This window comes from Citrobacter freundii complex sp. CFNIH2, from assembly GCF_002880615.1.
Lineage (GTDB): Bacteria > Pseudomonadota > Gammaproteobacteria > Enterobacterales > Enterobacteriaceae > Citrobacter_A > Citrobacter_A amalonaticus_F.
On record NZ_CP025757.1, the window covers coordinates 4,214,760 to 4,232,029 of the forward strand.

Below are 17,270 nucleotides of genomic sequence, written 5' to 3' on the forward strand. Positions count from 1 at the left end.
GCCGCGATCGGGTATACTCGGGCGGCAATCTGGGATATCCGGGGGAGACAATATTGCGCGTCAGTCGCTCGTTAACAATTAAGCAGATGGCAATGGTGGCTGCCGTTGTCATGGTGTTTGTGTTTCTGTTTTGTACCGTTTTGCTGTTTCATCTGGTGCAGCAGAACCGCTATAACACGGCGACGCAACTGGAAAGTATTGCCCGTTCGGTACGTGAACCGCTGTCTGCTTCAATTTTAAAGGCCGATATTCCCGGAGCCGAAGCGATTCTCGCCAGTATCAAGCCGGCGGGGGTGGTGCAACGGGCCGATGTGGTGCTACCGAATCAGTTTCAGGCGCTGCGCATGAGCTTTATCCCTGAACGGCCCGTCCCGGTGATGGTGACCCGGCTCTTCGAACTGCCGGTGCAGATCTCGCTGCCTCTCTATTCGCTTGAACGTCCTGCGAATCCGCAACCGCTGGCGTATCTGGTACTCCAGGCCGACTCATTCCGCATGTATAAGTTTGTGATGAGCACGCTGTCTACGTTAGTGACCATTTACTTACTTCTATCCCTGATGTTGACGGTGGCCATTAGCTGGTGCGTGAATCGCCTGATTCTGCACCCGCTGCGCAAAATTGCCCGCGAGCTGAATAACATTCCGCAACAGGATTTGATTGGACATCAGCTGGCGTTGCCGCGTCTGCATCATGATGATGAGATTGGCCTGCTGGTGCGCAGCTACAACCTCAATCAACAACTGGTCCAGCGCCACAGCGAAGAGCAGACGGACAACGCGATGCGTTTTCCGGTCTCTGAACTGCCGAACAAAGCGTTCCTGATGGGGCTGCTTGAGCAGGTCGTGGCGCGTCAGCACACCACGGCGCTGATGATTGTCACCTGTGAAACGCTGCGCGATACGGCAGGTGTGCTGAAAGAGGCGCAGCGGGAAATTCTGCTGCTGACGCTGGTAGAGAAACTGAAGTCAGTACTGTCGCCGAGAATGGTGCTCGCGCAGATCAGCGGTTACGATTTTGCCATTATCGCCCACGGCGTCAAAGAGCCGTGGCACGCGATTACTTTAGGTCAGCAAGTACTCACTATCATCAATGAACGACTGCCGGTGCAGGGGATCCAGCTCCGCCCGAGCTGCTGTATTGGCGTGGCGATGTATTACGGCGATCTCAGTGCAGAACAGCTCTACGGACGCGCGGTCTCCGCAGCGTTTACCGCCCGACGCAAGGGCAAAAATCAGATTCAGTTCTTCGACCCTGAGCAGATGGAAGCGGCCCAGAAACGGCTGACCGAAGAGAGCGATATTCTCACTGCGCTGGACAACCACCGTTTTGCCCTGTGGTTGCAGCCTCAGGTGGAGATGAGCAGCGGCAAGGTGGTCAGCGCTGAAGCGTTGCTGCGCATGCAGCAGCCGGACGGAAGCTGGGAATTGCCGGAAGGGCTGATTGAGCGGATTGAGTCCTGCGGCCTTATGGTCACCGTGGGCCACTGGGTGCTGGAAGAGTCCTGCCGCCAGCTCGCAGCCTGGCAGGAACGGGGGATCACCCTGCCGCTGTCGGTCAATTTGTCGGCGCTCCAGTTGATGCACCCGAATATGGTGTCAGACATGCTGGAACTGTTAAATCGTTACCGTATCCAGCCGGGTACGCTCATTCTGGAAGTGACGGAGAGTCGGCGGATCGACGACCCGCATGCCGCCGTGGCGATACTGCGTCCGTTGCGTAACGCCGGCGTGCGTATCGCGCTGGACGATTTCGGCATGGGCTACGCGGGACTGCGCCAGCTCCAGCACATGAAATCCTTGCCCATCGACGTGCTGAAAATCGACAAAATGTTTGTCGATGGCCTGCCGGAAGATAACAGCATGATCTCGGCGATTATCCTGTTGGCGCGCAGTCTGAATTTGCAGATGGTGGCGGAAGGCGTCGAGACCGAAGCGCAGCGTGAATGGCTGGCGCAGGCGGGTGTTGAAATCGCTCAGGGCTTCCTTTATGCCCGTGCGGTACCTGCAGAAACCTTCGAAGAACGTTATCTGAAGCACAATTGATGTGATTACAATACTTTAAAAAGGTCCGGCTTGTGCGAGCCAGCTCAAGGTTTTTAACATTTTTGTTTCAATTATGATCCTGGTGCATTTCTGCGATGTTGTCTGGGTGTTATTTTAAGGCCGCAGGTTAACCAAAACCTTACAAGACCTGTGGTTTTTACTTCAAGGACACCCTATGAAAATCTCTCTGTTTAAAAGCCTCTACTTTCAGGTCCTGACAGCAATTGCCATTGGTATTCTTCTTGGCCATTACTACCCTGAATTAGGCGCACAAATGAAACCGCTTGGCGATGCGTTCGTTAAGCTGATCAAGATGGTCATCGCACCAGTTATCTTCTGTACTGTCGTGACCGGCATTGCAGGCATGGAAAGTATGAAAGCGGTGGGCCGTACGGGTGCGGTTGCGCTGCTTTACTTTGAGGTTGTCAGTACGATTGCGCTGATCATTGGTCTCATTATCGTTAACGTGGTGCAACCCGGTGCCGGGATGAACGTTGATCCGGCAACGCTGGATGCGAAAGCGGTAGCGATTTACGCTGAACAGGCAAAAGACCAGGGAATCGTAGGCTTCCTGATGGATATTATCCCGGGCAGCGTCATTGGCGCCTTTGCCAGCGGTAACATCCTGCAGGTTCTGCTGTTTGCGGTGATGTTTGGGTTTGCCCTGCATCGTCTGGGCAGCAAAGGCCAACTGATTTTCAACGTCATTGAAAGCTTCTCGCAGGTCATTTTCGGCATCATCAACATGATCATGCGTCTGGCGCCAATCGGGGCGTTCGGGGCGATGGCGTTTACCATCGGTAAATATGGCGTGGGTACGCTGGTGCAGTTGGGGCAACTGATCGTCTGCTTCTACATCACCTGTATTCTGTTTGTGGTTGTTGTGCTGGGTTCGATCGCCCGTGCAACAGGCTTCAGCATCTTTAAATTTATCCGCTATATCCGTGAAGAACTGCTGATCGTGCTGGGGACGTCCTCTTCCGAGTCTGCGTTACCGCGTATGCTCGATAAGATGGAGAAGCTTGGCTGTCGCAAGTCGGTTGTGGGGCTGGTTATTCCCACCGGCTATTCGTTTAACCTTGATGGAACCTCAATATACCTGACGATGGCGGCGGTGTTTATCGCCCAGGCCACCAACAGTCATATGGATATCTTCCATCAGATTACGCTGCTGGTAGTACTGCTGCTCTCCTCGAAAGGGGCGGCGGGCGTTACCGGAAGTGGCTTTATCGTGCTGGCGGCGACTATCTCTGCGGTTGGCCATCTGCCGGTTGCCGGTCTGGCGCTCATCCTGGGTATCGACCGCTTCATGTCTGAAGCCCGTGCGCTGACCAACCTGGTCGGTAACGGCGTGGCAACGGTAGTGGTCGCGAAGTGGGTGAAGGAACTGGACCACAAGAAGCTTGATGATGTGCTGAATAATCGTGCACCTGAAGGCAAAACGCACGAAATATCCTCTTAATTTCGATACTTATGACCGCAGTCCCTTGTGGGGCTGCGGGCTCCTGCGCATAATTGACCCCTGGGCCCGAATCCTTCAACATGGAGGTATCGGGTTTATTTCACTTCTTCCGTGACATTTTCATGTTCTTGCGGTCTAACACGAAGTGTTTTTAACGTCATATTCAGACAAGCCCAACAGGGGTTGTCTTTTTATTACCAGGATTGTTGATCAGGGGTTCACATGCAGGGCACAAAAATTCGACTTATAGCGGGCGGTTTGCTGATGATGGCCACTGCTGGCTATGTGCAGGCAGATGCGCTCCAGCCTGACCCGGCATGGCAACAGGGGACGCTGGCGAATGGTTTACAGTGGCAAGTGTTAGCCACCCCGCAGCGCCCCAGCGACCGTATCGAGGTCCGTCTGCTGGTAAATACCGGTTCGCTCGCCGAAAGTACTCAACAGAGCGGTTTCAGTCATCTTATTCCTCGTATTGCGTTAACCCAAAGTGGCGGCCTCGATGCCGCGCAGGCACGTTCACTGTGGCAGCAAGGATTTGACCCTAAACGTCCGATGCCGCCCGTGACCGTCTCTTACGACTCCACACAGTACAATCTTAGCCTGCCCAATAACCGCAACGACCTGCTGAAAGAGTCGCTGAACTATCTGGCGAACACGATGGGCAAACTGACGATCACCCCCGACGTCGTCAATCATGCGCTAAGCACAGAGGACATGGTCACCACGCTGCCCGTCGACACGAAAGACGGCTGGTGGCGCTATCGTCTGAAAGGGTCGGCGCTGTTGGGTCACGATCCCGCCGAGCCGGTAAAAATGCCGGTGGACGCGGAGAAAGTGCATGAGTTCTATCAGAAGTGGTACACCCCGGATGCGATGACGCTGATTGTCGTCGGCAACGTTGATGCGCGATCGGTGGCCGAGCAAATCAACAAAACGTTTGGTGAACTGAAAGGGAAACGTGAAACCCCTGCGCCTGTGCCGACGCTCTCGCCGTTGCGTGCGGAGGCGGTGAGCATTATGACCGACGCGGTGCGCCAGGATCGTCTCTCTGTCATGTGGGATACGCCGTGGCAGCCGATTCGCGAGTCTGCCGCGCTGTTGCGCTACTGGCGTGCGGATTTAGCGCGTGAGGCGCTGTTCTGGCACGTTCAGCAGGCGCTGAGTAAGAGCAATGCGAAAGATATCGGCCTCGGCTTTGACTGCCGCGTGCTGTTCCTGCGCGCCCAGTGTGCAATCAACATCGAATCGCCAAACGACAAGATTTCCGCCAATCTGAGCACCGTGGCGCGTGAACTGGCGAAAGTGCGTGATAACGGCCTGCCGGAAGAAGAATTCAACGCCCTGGTGGCGCAAAAGAATCTGGAACTGCAGAAACTGTTTGCGACCTACGCCCGTACCGATACCGATATTCTCATCAGCCAGCGTCTGCGCTCGCTGCAAAATCAGGTCGTGGATATCGCGCCTGAACAGTACCAGCGTTTGCGTCAGGACTTCCTGAACAGCCTGACCGTTGAGATGTTGAATCAGGATCTGCGTCAGCAGTTGTCGCAGGATATGGCGCTGATTCTGCTGCAGCCGAAAGGCGAGCCGGAATTCAACATGAAGGAGTTGCAGGCGACGTGGGATCAAATCATGGCACCGGTGACTGCCGCGGCGACGCCGGTAGAAACGGATGATGCACATCCGGAAGTGACAGATATTCCGGCTGCACAGTAGGAGGATTGCCTGCTGGCGCTGCGCTTATCAGGCCTGGAGAACGAGTTTCCCAGGCCTGATAACGCATTTTCGTCGCGCCTCGGCGCTGGTTTTACTGCGGCATGGCGTCGCGTGGGATAATCGCCCCGCGATGCTGAATGACGGTGCTGGCGGTCAGGTGACCCCGTCTGGCGGCATCGGCGGCATCGCCGCCGATTAAGCGAACGGCCAGATACCCGGCGCTGAACGAATCACCAGCGGCAGTGGTATCGATCACTTTTTCTTTCGGCAGTTTCACCGCAGGAACGTCGATCGGTGCTTCACCGTCGACAGACACCAGGCACGAATCCGCACCGCGTTTCACCACCACTTCCTGCACGCCCGCGGCATGCGTCCGTGCGATCACCTCTTCAACCGGCTTCACGCCCCAGAGCGCATCTTCGTCGTCCAGCGTCAGGAAGGCAATATCGGTGCATTCCAGCATCTTCTGATACACCTGCCGGGTCTCTTCTTTGCTGGCCCACAGGCGCGGACGGTAGTTGTTGTCGAAAATCACTTTCCCGCCGTTGGCGCGGCATTCACGCAGCAGCGACAGCAGTTTGTCACGGCTGGATGGGCTCAGGATCGCGAGGCTGATACCGCTCAGGTAGAGATAGTCAAAGGTCGCCAGCTCTTCGCAGATAGCCGCTGACTGCTCGCTTTCCAGCCAGAATTTCGCTGCCGCTTCGTTGCGCCAGTAATAGAACGTCCGCTCACCGGTGCTGTCAGTTTCGATGTAGTAGAGGCCAGGCAGACGGTTTTCCATGCGCTGCGTCAGCGAGGTATCCACGTTTTCGCCTTGCCATGACTCGAGCATCTGCTGGCTGAAACTGTCCGTGCCCAGCGCCGTGACGTAGTGCACGGAGAGTGCCGCAGCATCAACCTGACGGGCAATGTAAACGGAGGTATTCAATGTGTCGCCACCGAATCCGCGCTGAACATCTGCGCCTTTCTGTGACAGCTCAATCATGCATTCGCCAATCACGGCAATCTTTTTGGACATAGTCGTGAACCTGCTTAAAAAAAGTTAGCGTTAGTGTGCGCTGTGGGTGTTAGGTGGTCAATCATATTAAAACAACGTTCCAAATTTTTTTTTGAGCCAGTCCGTATTCTGCATTGATTTTTACCAAACCGTTTTCGAATTTGCGCGTGGCTGAACATAAAGTTCTCCGTCTGAAGGCCGATAACCTTTGACGAGTCGGGGCAGTAACACACTTAATCACGGGACATCTGAGATGATAAACCAGGTTATCCAGCAGCGAAGCAATTCCGAGGCGAGCATTGAAAGCTTGCAGGATCGGCGCTTTTGGCTGCAGTGCGAGCGTGCTTACACTTATCAGCCGATTTACCGGACCGACGGACGCCTGTTAGCCGTTGAGCTGTTGACGGTGGTGACGCATCCGGACAACCCAACCCAACGTATCGCGCCCGACCGTTATTTTGCCGGGGTGGCGGTGCGCCATCGCATTGATATCGTCAAAGAACAACTTCAGCTACTGGAGCAGAAGGCCGACTTTTTCCGGCGTCATGAATTGTTGGCCTCTGTGAATGTCGATGGCCCGACGCTCCTCGCCATGCGCCAGCAGCCCAACATTGTGCAGATGATTGAGCGGATGCCGTGGCTGCGTTTTGAACTGGTCGAACATATCCATCTACCAAAAGAATCCTCTTTTGCCAGCATGTGCGAATTTGGCCCGCTGTGGCTGGATGATTTCGGTACCGGAATGGCTAACTTCTCTGCGCTGAATGAAGTCCGTTATGACTACATAAAAGTCGCGCGCGAACTGTTCGTGATGCTTCGCCAGACGCCAGAGGGGCGCAATCTCTTCACCATGTTGCTGCAACTGATGAACCGCTATTGCCGCGGCGTGATCGTTGAAGGAGTGGAAACGCTGGAAGAGTGGCGCGACGTACAACGTTCTCCCGCCTTTGCCGCACAGGGCTATTTTCTGTCGCGCCCGGTCCCGTTCGCCTGTCTCGACGAGGTCATTCTGTCACTGTAAAAACCGGCAGTTTCCGCTAACTCCGTCTGGCTGGACTATCTTTAGGACAGGCAAGGAAAGACGTGAGGACGCTAACTATGACTAAAGCCGGAAAAATAACTGCAGTGATAACAGGGACTTTCTTGTTGTTGATCGTGGTCGTTATCGTGCTGATAGCGACATTTGACTGGAACCGCCTCAAACCGACCATCAACCAGAAAGTCTCTACCGAACTTAACCGACCGTTCGCTATTCGCGGTGATTTAGGCGTTGTCTGGGAACGCCAGAAGCAGGAGACCGGCTGGCGCAGTTGGGTGCCGTGGCCGCACGTACATGCTGAAGATATTATCCTCGGCAATCCCCCCGACATTCCTGAAGTGACGATGGTGCACCTTCCCCGCGTCGACGCGACGCTCGCCCCGCTGGCGCTGTTAAGCAAAACCGTCTGGCTGCCGTGGATCAAGCTGGTGAAACCCGATGCGCGGCTGATTCGCCTGTCCGAGAAAAACAATAACTGGACCTTCGACCTCGCGAATAGCGAAAACAAAGATCCGAATGCCCAGCCGTCTGACTGGTCCTTCCGGCTGGACACTATTCTCTTCGATCAGGGGCGGATCGCTATCGACGATAAGGTCAGCAAAGCCGATATCGAGATCCTGGTCGATCCGCTGGGCAAACCATTGCCGTTCAGTGAAGTCACGGGAAGTAAAGCGAAAGGCGATAACGCGAAGGTTGAAGACTACGTGTTTGGCCTGAAGGCGCAGGGGCGATACAACGGCGAACCACTCACCGGAACGGGAAAAATGGGCGGCATGCTGGCGCTGCGTAGCGAAGGCGCAGCGTTTCCGGTACAGGCCGATTTCCGTTCCGGCAATACCCGGGTGGCGCTGGTGGGCGTGGTTAAGGACCCAATGAAGATGGGCGGCGTCGATCTGCAACTGAAATTCTCCGGGGATTCACTGGGCGAGCTGTACGATCTGACGGGAGTGCTGCTGCCGGATACGCCGCCGTTCGAAACGGACGGTCGGCTGGTGGCGAAAATCGACACCAACGCATCATCGGTGTTTGACTACCGGGGGTTCAATGGGCGGATCGGCGACAGCGATATTCATGGCTCACTGACCTATACGACAGGGAAACCGCGTCCGAAGCTGGAAGGTGATGTGGAATCGCGCCAGCTCAGGCTGGCGGATTTAGGACCGTTGATCGGCGTCGATTCCGGTAAAGGCGCGGAGAAAGCGCAGCGTTCGGAACAGAAAAAGGGCGAGAAGAACGTACAACCCGCGGATAAAGTGCTGCCCTATGACCGCTTCGAAACGGACAAATGGAATGTGATGGATGCCGATGTGCGCTTTAAAGGGCGGCGTATTGAACATGGCAGCAGCCTGCCCATCAGCGATCTCTCGACCCACATTATTCTGCAGAATGCCGATCTGCGTCTGCAGCCGTTGAAGTTTGGTCTGGCGGGCGGCAGCATCAGTTCGAACATCCATCTGGAAGGGGACAAAAAGCCGATGCAGGGACGTGCGGATATTCAGGCGCGGCGTTTAAAACTGAAAGCGCTGATGCCGGATGTTGAACTGATGCAGAAAACGCTGGGGGAGATGAGCGGTGATGCCGAATTTCGTGGAACCGGGAATTCCGTGGCGGCGCTGCTGGGTAACAGCAACGGCAACCTGAAACTGCTGATGAATGACGGGCTGATTAGCCGTAACCTGATGGAGATTGTCGGTCTCAACGTCGGGAACTTCATCGTCGGGCAAATCTTTGGCGATGACGAAGTGCGGGTTAACTGCGCGGCGGCGAATCTCGACATTGTAAACGGCGTGGCGCGCCCACAAATTTTCGCGTTCGACACCGAAAATGCGCTGATCAATGTCACCGGGACGGCGAGCTTTGCCTCAGAACAGCTGGATTTGACCATCGACCCGGAGAGCAAAGGCATCCGCATCATAACCTTGCGTTCGCCGCTGTATGTGCGCGGGACGTTTAAGAACCCGCAGGCGGGGGTAAAAGCCGGGCCGTTGATTGCGCGTGGCGCGGTAGCCGCGGCGCTGGCGACGTTAGTGACGCCCGCCGCCGCGCTGCTGGCGCTGATTTCACCGTCAGAAGGCGACGCCAACCAGTGCCGGACGATTTTATCGCAGATGAAGAAATGATGGTGTGCCTGCGTTGTGCCGGGTGGCGCTTGCGCTTACCCGGCCTACGGAAATGGAAGTGTTTGTAGGCCGGGTAAGGCGTCGCCACTACCCGGCATGTAAAGATTACAGCGACTGATGACGCGTCTCGTGGGTTAACAGCAGCGCAATCAGGGTTAATGCCGCCATTGATGCCAGATAGGTGCCCACCGCCGCCAGCCCGTAGTTGGACTGCAACCACGCGGCGATATACGGTGCGACAGATGCCCCGAGAATCGAAGAGACGTTATAGGAGAACGACGCGCCGGTGTAGCGTACTTCGGTCGGGAACAGTTCAGGCAACAGTGCGCCCATCGGCCCAAACGTCAGCCCCATCAGGCTCAGCCCCAACAGCAGGAAAGCGAAGACCAGCACCGGATTACCGGATCCCAGCAGCGGCTTAAAGGCGAACAGCGCAAACAGGATAATCATTGTGGTGATGATGACCATGCTCTTACGACGGCCAAACGCATCCGCGAGCAGGCCGGCGACCGGCACCATCACGCCAAAGCCAATGACCGCCATCATCAGCATCCACAGCACGTCGTTGCGCGGCAGGCCCAGACCGACCGGCGCAGCGGCGGTACTGAACGTCATTGAATACACGGTCATGATATAGAACAGCGTATAGGTCGCCAGCATAATGAACGTGCCGAGGATCGTCACGCGAACGTGTTTGGTCAGTAACGTCCCCAGCGGGATTTTCACCTGTTTTTTCGCGGCGGCCACTTTGGCGAAAACCGGCGTCTCATGCAGCGAAACGCGGACGTACAGGCCGATAATCACCAGCACCGCTGAGAAGATAAACGGAACGCGCCAGCCCCAGCTCATGAACTGCTCATCAGTCAGCAGCCAGGAGAGCAGCAGGAAGGTTCCGTTGGCAAAGAAGAAGCCAATCGGTGCGCCCAGCTGCGGGAACGAGCCGTACAACGCACGCTTACGCGGCGGGGCGTTCTCTGTCGCCAGCAGCGCTGCGCCGCCCCATTCTCCACCCAGTCCCAGGCCCTGCCCAAAACGAGCCAGCGCCAGCAGCAGCGGCGCGAAGACGCCAATGGTGGCATAGCCTGGCAGCAGGCCGATGATCACCGTTGAGATCCCCATTGTCAGCAAAGACGCCACCAGCGTCACTTTACGTCCTACCCGGTCGCCAAAGTGGCCGAAGAGCGCAGAGCCAATTGGGCGCGCGACAAAGGCGATGGCGAACGTGGCGAGCGACTGTAGCGTTGCCGCTGTCGGGTCGCCCTGCGGGAAGAAGATGTGCGGGAAAACAATCACGGCGGCGGTCGCGTAAATGTAGAAGTCGAAGAACTCAATGGCGGTGCCAATGAGCGAGGCGACGACGACCTTATTGCGCGAATTGACCGGAGTATGTTCTTGCTCGTTATCGAGTGTGGTGGCGGTTGCTTGCATAGTATTTTCTTATTTTTGGCGAACGAACGGCCATATTACGCACAGCAAAAGCGACATTTCAATCTGTAACAACCGCTCAACATGGTTAAAAATCAGGCAAAAAGCGGATAATGTTTACGCCTGCGATTTCTCGTCCATGAAATGCTTCACATAATTTTAAAATTAGTGGATAAAACTGGTTTTTGGTTAAATAAAAGTTAAGGACTGGATTTATGTGCTAAATGAGCGGAGCGAGGCGGAAGTAAGTGCCTGAACATAGTGCCGGATGGCGGCGCAAGACACTTATCTGGCCTGGGTAGCGGGTGAATGGTAGGCCGGATAAGCGCAGCGCCATCCGGCACAATACCGCGTATCAACGGTGTGTTTTGCCCGGCATCCGGGGATCGTCTTTGTACTCGGCGGTCGCAATCCATGCTGCGCAGAACAGCGTCAGACGTGCGAAAAAGTAGAAGAACGCCATCAGTCCCAGTACGGAACCAAACGCCGCGCCGGAGGGCGATTTCACCAGCGCCGGCAGAGTCCAGGTCATGATGATTTTAATGACTTCAAAGCCAATCGCCGCAATCAGCGTACCGCGAATCAATGCCTTTTTACGTGGACGATGACGCGGCAGGCGCCAGAAAATCCAGAAGAACAACAGGTAGTTGGCAAAAATGGAGATCGCCAGGCCAATCAACCGCCAGGTGGGCTTCAGCCACTCAATGCTGTCGAGATAGAGGGCGGAGATAATCATTTGTTGCGCCGAACCGGCGACCGAGGTGATCGACAGCGTCACAATCAAGGCAATCAACAGGCCAATCAGCGAGATGAAATCGCGCAGGTATTTGATCCAGATTTTTTCCTGATCCTGCGGCGTGCGCTCCCAGACGTCCCGCGACTGAGCGCGTATCGCCTCACGCAGGTTGCCCATCCAGTTAACCCCGGAGTAGAGGGCGATCCCTAACCCGACCAGACCGACGGTGGTACGCTGCTGCACCGCCGTATTGATGGTGCTTTTCAGCGTAGCGGCAAGCGTCGGGTCGCTGACGTTCATCAGGATTTTATTGAAGATGTCCTGCAACAGCGTGGGATGCGAGGCAAGAATAAAGCCCGCCGCGGCAAACGACACCATCAGGATGGGGATCATCGACAAAAACGAGAAGTAGGTAATGGCCGCGCCGAACTGGTTCCCTAACCGATCGTTAAAGCGTTCGGCCGCGCGAAGCAGGTGCGCAATTACGGGAATGCGCTGGATTTTTTCGACTGTGGTGGTCACCGTTTTCAGCTTCTCGCTGGCGGTGCTTTTCTTCTCGTGCTCAGCATCCCCGGTCGTGTCGATTTTGCGTACCGGGTCGTGTTCAAGTTCCTCAGTGGGGCGTTTTACGTCGTTATCCTGCATCATCAGGTCAGGCGTCCTTCTTTTGTTAATTCTCTGGACAGTATAGCGTCTCAGTCCACGTAGTCCTTCATTACCCCGGTCAGCCACTCCATAAACAGGTGCACACGGCGTGAAAGATTGCGCCGGTGCGGGTAAAGCAGCGATACCGGCATCGGCGAGGCGCGGTATTGCGGCAACACCTCAACGAGCGTGCCATTACGTAACGCCTCACGAACCCCGACGCGCGGAACCTGAATAATGCCCAGCCCAGCCAGACAGGCGGCGTGATAGGTTTCGGTGCTGTTAACCGTTAGCGTGCCGCCGGTTTTTATCCACTGTGTCCCACTGCTGGTGGCGATTTCAAAACCCGGCGGTCGTGTTCCCAGGTTTAGCGAGTAGTGCACCACCGCATGGGAGGCGAGATCCTCAAGACTTTCCGGGTAGCCAAAACGCGTCAGGTACTGCGGGCTGGCGCAGTTGATCACGGTAAGCTTGCCCAGCGGACGCGCGATCAGGCCCGAGTCCTTCAGCGTGCCGACGCGCACCACGCAGTCAAAGCCTTCACGGATCAAATCCACCAGTCGGTCACTGCTGCTGAGCTCCAGTTCGATCCCAGGGTACTGCTGCAAAAAGGCGGGCAGGCGGGGGATCACCAGATTTCGCGCGACGCCAACCGGCATATCGACCCGTAGCTTACCGCTGATACTGGTGGGATCGTGCTGAAACAGACCGTCCAGCTCATCCAGATTGCTCAACAGATCTTTCGCCCGTTCGTAATAGACCATGCCGTCCTGCGTCAGTTGTACCCGTCGCGTGGTGCGGTGTAAGAGCTGGGTGCCCAGATGGTTTTCCAGCGCCTGAATCTGGCGCGATACGCTACCTTTAGGGAGTCCCAACGTGTCGGCAGCGCGAGAAAAACTCTCCAGCTCTGCGACACGAATGAATAACTGCATTGCATGAATTTTATCCATCCTGTAGCCCTATTGTTGTTCCAGGTGAAACAGTCATGCGCAATTAGCGACATTTATTGTTTTTCTATCACCTAATAAGCTTTAGCTCAATCCACACAACAGCTGAAATGAGGTTTCTTATGACGCAACGTATCGCATTGGTGACCGGCGGGAGCCGCGGACTGGGTAAAAACGCCGCGCTTAAGCTGGCGGACAAAGGAACGGATATTCTCTTTACTTACCACAGTCAACAGCAGGCGGCGCGGGATGTCGTCGCTGAAATTGAGCAAAAAGGTAGGAAAGCGGCGGCAATTCAACTGAATGTCGGTGATAGTGCCAGTTTTGCGGCTTTTGCCTCTGAGGTGAAAACGCAGTTGCATACTCACTGGAACAGAGAGACGTTTGATTATTTAGTGAACAATGCCGGGATCGGTTTATACGCCCCTTTTGCCGACACCTCAGAAGAGATGTTTGACGAACTGATGCGCATCCATTTTAAAGGCCCGTTTTTCCTGACGCAGCACCTGTTGCCGTTGATTAACGAGGGCGGGCGTATTCTTAATGTTTCAACCGGGCTGGCGCGTTTTGCCCTGCCGGGGTATGCCGCCTACGCGTCGATGAAAGGGGCGATGGAAGTGCTGACGCGCTACCAGGCGAAAGAACTGGGCGCGCGTGGGATTTCGGTGAATGCCATTGCACCTGGCGCGATTGAGACCGATTTTGGCGGTGGCCGTCTGCGGGATAACAAAGAGTTGAATGCGTATGTGGCTTCGCAAACGGCACTGGGTCGCGCCGGTCTGCCCGATGATATTGGCGATGCGATTGCGGCGTTACTCAGCGACGAACTGGCCTGGATGACGGCGCAGCGTATTGAAGTTTCGGGCGGGATGTTCCTGTAAGCTAAATTCAGCGAGCCTTTGCGCTCGCTGAATGAGCATCAAATGCGAATTTTAATTCTGTAACATAATTCCACGCAGGCGACGGTTTCCTTTCTCATGCGTGTTCGTTATTCTTACTGAGATTTAATTTTCAATTAAGTTTATGGGCGGTGAAATATAAGGAATTCCTTAATTTACCGCCTGTTTTTTATCCCCGGATGTAATTCTCGTGTTTCAGCTGTAAAAAATTGTTTTTTTACTTCTCTCCCGACGCGATATCTGTACAATGGCCCCCCGCCAAATGGCGAATGTTTATTTTACCCGTCGGGTAATACCCTTCCCCTCCTTAATATTAATATCGGAAACGGTGGAGAGAGTAATGCAAATCATCATGTTTGACAGGCAGTCAATATTTATTCATGGAATGAAAATCAGTTTACAGCAACGAATTCCAGGAGTGAGTATTCAGGGTGTCAGTCAGACCGATGAACTCTGGTATAAACTGGAAGAGAACCCGGAAGCCCTGCTCATGCTGGACGGCGATCTTGACGGTGATTTTTGCCGTTGGATCCTGCAAAAAACGGTGCAACAATTCCCCCTCATCAAAACCTTAATTATCGCGACGGACTGCGCGAAAAAAGGATTACAGGAACTGACGCAATATAATGTGCTCGCTATTATTTCCCGCGATTCTGAACCGGAAAAATTTGTACTGGCGATCAATAGCGTCGCGATGGGGATGATGTTTTTACCCGGTGAATGGTTAACGACTCCGGCAGCGGAATGTCGTGATATTAATGCCTTAAGCGCCCGGCAGCGGGAAATTTTAACGATGCTGGCATCAGGCGAGTCAAATAAGGAAATTGGCCGGGCGTTAAATATCAGTACCGGAACGGTGAAAGCGCATCTTGAATCACTCTACCGCCGACTGGATGTTAAAAATCGCACCCAGGCGGCGATGCTGCTGGTTCAGCCTTAATACCCCGCTATTATATTACGACCGGGTTCCTGCGGTCGTAATATATTCCTGTTTTAATAACCCCAGCAGCCAGTCATTCTGCCAGCGCTGTTGCAGCCAGTAACTCTCCCTGAGCGTACCTTCCAGTACAAACCCCACTTTCTCCAGCACATGCCGGGAAGCCTGATTACCTTCAGTGACACAGGCAGTCAGACGGCGCAGACCCCCGGTGGTAAATGCGTAATCGCAGACGGCGCGTAGTGATTCTGTCCCGTATCCTTTTCCCTGCGCGTCTGCCGTCAACAGGAACCCGACCTCGGCACAGGCTTCCCCACGATGAATGTAGCCCGTCACCCCGAGCGGCTTGTGGTTTTCGTTATCGCACAGGAGCAAACACAGCCAGTGTGAGTCGCCTGGATGCCATGCCGGTAAGCGAGAATCGAACGCTTCCCGAATGTCGCGCTCACTTCGCGCGTCGGCCACATGGCGCATCACGTCCGGATCCTGCTGCAGTGCGAGAAAAAAGGGCCAGTCGGCAGAGGTTATCGGGCGACAGGTCAGGCGGGTTGTTTTCAGTATGGGCACGGGGCTCTCTCCTGGGATATTTCTCAATGTTCACGTAGCGGTCACTGTATTAATTATTGAACTTGTTATATCTATAAAAACTAATAATTAAAACAAAGAACTAAAGCAAAATTAATGGCTTCCGCATGGGGGCGCTTTTAGCGAAGGAAGAGAATGACGATTAGCGTTTTGACGACACGCACCACCTTTGAACACTGTCTGGGGATTATCCGCCAGGCCTCGGTGGAGATCCTGCTGCTGCTGGGGGTGCATGCCTCTGATGGCAAAGACCCGCGCTGGTTTCTGGAACACCTGGATCAGGCCCGGCTGAACCTGGGCGGCTGGAGTCAGGTCGCCCGGCGCCTGCATCTCAACGACGCGCAACTGAGCCAGTTCACGCTACAACTGCGCCATCTCCAGCAATGCGTACCGCAATATGACAGCGGGCAGGAGGTCAGTGAGAACCAACTGATTGCCGCCCTGCGCGTGGTCAGGTCGCTGGAGTTGCTGCGCCATCATCAATCGTTACTCAATTTTAAAACGGACATTGAAGAGGCCGACCACAGTCAGCAAGTGCGCGCAGAACGGCAGTTGCGCACGATTGAGCTGACCCTGACCGCGCTTATCTCGCAGATGTGGCCGGATAAAACGCAGCTCAATAATTACCTCAAAGACAACTTTGGCGCGGATAAACTCAGACGCTGGATTAAGCTGGGTGAACGTCAGGATCCGCTGAATGGGATGCGTTTTAGCGAGCTGGCGCTGATGATTGTCGATAAAAAGACCTTCACCCGCCACTATTCCGGCATCTTTAACGACGCGTCAGTGCTGAACCTGTTTGTTGAACCGCGTCTGACGCTGCGGGTGTTTCTCGATGACTGTCGCCAGGCGCGTAACACGGTGCTGGCCGGGGAGCCGCTGTCATCGGCACAGTTGACGTTACTCTCCTGTCAGTTTCAGCATATAGTCCGTCCTGTCCAGCGGGCCTATGAGCAAGGGCGCGCCCGCATTAATCCGGCGGCGTTGATGATTGTGGAAGAGGGGCAACTGGCGCAGTTTTGGGAGGAGGCGCGGAAAAAGGACCGTCAGGCGGGAGGCGATACCGAGGAAATTGGCGAATCCATTGAACCCCCGCGCAAGCGTTCCCTGCGCACGGCGGAAGAACGTGAACAACTGATCACAGGCGTGCTCTGGGGCGCGGTGGGGCTCATGGTGATCGCTATCCTGGGCGGTGGCGCGTGGTTAGTGAGTTCACAGCCGCCCGCGCCCGCGCCAAACATCAAGATCACCCAGGCGGAACCCAAGCGCGAATTGCCTTCCGCACGCGAAATGGTGACGCAGATGGGCATCACCTGGGATGTGTTTAATATGCGTGCGGCGATTGATCGCAATGACACTCGGGTCACCGCGCTCTTTTTGCAGGGCGGTATGAACTGGCAGGTCTCGTGGACCGAAACGGCGTTTTCCCGCGATAATACGGATGTCCTCGACCTGCTGTTGCGTTATCCCTCACAGATGGATGAGAGCAAACCCTGTCGCCGGTTTATCAATACGCTCGGCCACGCGATGTCTGACGGCGCGTCGTTGACCGGACAACATAAAGCGTATTTGCGGCGCTTTTGCACTGTGCCTGCAGTGGTGTCGCGGCAGCAGCATGATGCTGAACAGTCGGAACGACGTTACCGCGCCGACCCCAGCGCGGATAACAAGAAATGGCTGAAAATTCAGAGCGATATTTACGACGTGATCCGTTAGA

Annotated in this window: 13 protein-coding genes; 8 read left to right on the forward strand and 5 right to left on the reverse strand. The window is 55.1% G+C overall.

Annotated features, from left to right (window positions below; all coding sequences use genetic code 11):
- Positions 1-53: 53 nt before the first annotated feature.
- The 3 genes from hmsP to WM46_RS20695 all read left to right on the forward strand — a co-directional run bounded on the left by hmsP (position 54) and on the right by WM46_RS20695 (position 5,220).
- Complete coding sequence (gene hmsP / locus WM46_RS20680; RefSeq protein WP_061075985.1) at positions 54-2,042, forward strand: biofilm formation regulator HmsP; 1,989 nt, start codon at positions 54-56, stop codon at positions 2,040-2,042.
- A 175-nt stretch (positions 2,043-2,217) separates the two neighbouring features.
- Positions 2,218-3,504: a C4-dicarboxylate transporter DctC gene (gene dctA / locus WM46_RS20690; RefSeq protein ID WP_061075986.1), complete on the forward strand. Its 1,287-nt coding sequence runs from the start codon at positions 2,218-2,220 to the stop codon at positions 3,502-3,504.
- Between the two features lie 222 nt (positions 3,505-3,726).
- Positions 3,727-5,220 carry a M16 family metallopeptidase gene (locus tag WM46_RS20695; protein ID WP_102603185.1) on the forward strand — a complete coding sequence of 498 codons (1,494 nt, stop codon included), beginning with the start codon at positions 3,727-3,729 and terminating at the stop codon, positions 5,218-5,220.
- Positions 5,221-5,311: 91 nt separating this feature from the next.
- On the opposite strand, the gene WM46_RS20700 is transcribed toward WM46_RS20695, so the two are convergent.
- Positions 5,312-6,241 (reverse strand): sugar kinase, encoded by a 930-nt coding sequence (locus WM46_RS20700; protein WP_102603186.1) that lies wholly within the window; start codon positions 6,239-6,241, stop codon positions 5,312-5,314.
- Between the two features lie 232 nt (positions 6,242-6,473).
- Between WM46_RS20700 and pdeH the strand changes: the two genes are divergently transcribed.
- Positions 6,474-7,241 carry a cyclic-guanylate-specific phosphodiesterase gene (gene pdeH, locus WM46_RS20705; protein ID WP_102603187.1) on the forward strand — a complete coding sequence of 256 codons (768 nt, stop codon included), beginning with the start codon at positions 6,474-6,476 and terminating at the stop codon, positions 7,239-7,241.
- 77 nt (positions 7,242-7,318) lie between these two features.
- A complete protein-coding gene (locus WM46_RS20710; RefSeq protein WP_102603188.1) occupies positions 7,319-9,379 on the forward strand; it encodes an AsmA family protein in 2,061 nt (686 codons plus the stop codon).
- A gap of 105 nt (positions 9,380-9,484) precedes the next feature.
- On the opposite strand, the gene WM46_RS20715 is transcribed toward WM46_RS20710, so the two are convergent.
- From WM46_RS20715 to WM46_RS20730, 3 genes are all read right to left on the reverse strand, one after another.
- Entirely contained in the window at positions 9,485-10,807 is a 1,323-nt protein-coding gene (locus tag WM46_RS20715) for an MFS transporter (protein ID WP_102603189.1), read from the reverse strand.
- Positions 10,808-11,159: 352 nt separating this feature from the next.
- Positions 11,160-12,188, reverse strand: a complete 1,029-nt coding sequence (gene yhjD / locus WM46_RS20725; RefSeq protein WP_102603190.1) for an inner membrane protein YhjD — start codon at positions 12,186-12,188, stop codon at positions 11,160-11,162.
- 47 nt (positions 12,189-12,235) lie between these two features.
- Positions 12,236-13,135 carry a LysR family transcriptional regulator gene (locus WM46_RS20730; protein ID WP_102603191.1) on the reverse strand — a complete coding sequence of 300 codons (900 nt, stop codon included), beginning with the start codon at positions 13,133-13,135 and terminating at the stop codon, positions 12,236-12,238.
- Positions 13,136-13,254: 119 nt separating this feature from the next.
- Between WM46_RS20730 and WM46_RS20735 the strand changes: the two genes are divergently transcribed.
- Positions 13,255-14,013 carry an SDR family NAD(P)-dependent oxidoreductase gene (locus tag WM46_RS20735; RefSeq protein ID WP_061075994.1) on the forward strand — a complete coding sequence of 253 codons (759 nt, stop codon included), beginning with the start codon at positions 13,255-13,257 and terminating at the stop codon, positions 14,011-14,013.
- Positions 14,014-14,371: 358 nt separating this feature from the next.
- Positions 14,372-14,971: a helix-turn-helix transcriptional regulator gene (locus WM46_RS20740; RefSeq protein WP_102603192.1), complete on the forward strand. Its 600-nt coding sequence runs from the start codon at positions 14,372-14,374 to the stop codon at positions 14,969-14,971.
- A gap of 15 nt (positions 14,972-14,986) precedes the next feature.
- On the opposite strand, the gene WM46_RS20745 is transcribed toward WM46_RS20740, so the two are convergent.
- Complete coding sequence (locus tag WM46_RS20745; protein ID WP_102603193.1) at positions 14,987-15,535, reverse strand: GNAT family N-acetyltransferase; 549 nt, start codon at positions 15,533-15,535, stop codon at positions 14,987-14,989.
- A gap of 153 nt (positions 15,536-15,688) precedes the next feature.
- On the opposite strand from WM46_RS20745, the gene WM46_RS20750 reads away from it, so the two are divergent.
- A complete protein-coding gene (locus WM46_RS20750; protein WP_102603194.1) occupies positions 15,689-17,269 on the forward strand; it encodes an STY4199 family HEPN domain-containing protein in 1,581 nt (526 codons plus the stop codon).
- The last annotated feature ends 1 nt before the right edge of the window (position 17,270 follow it).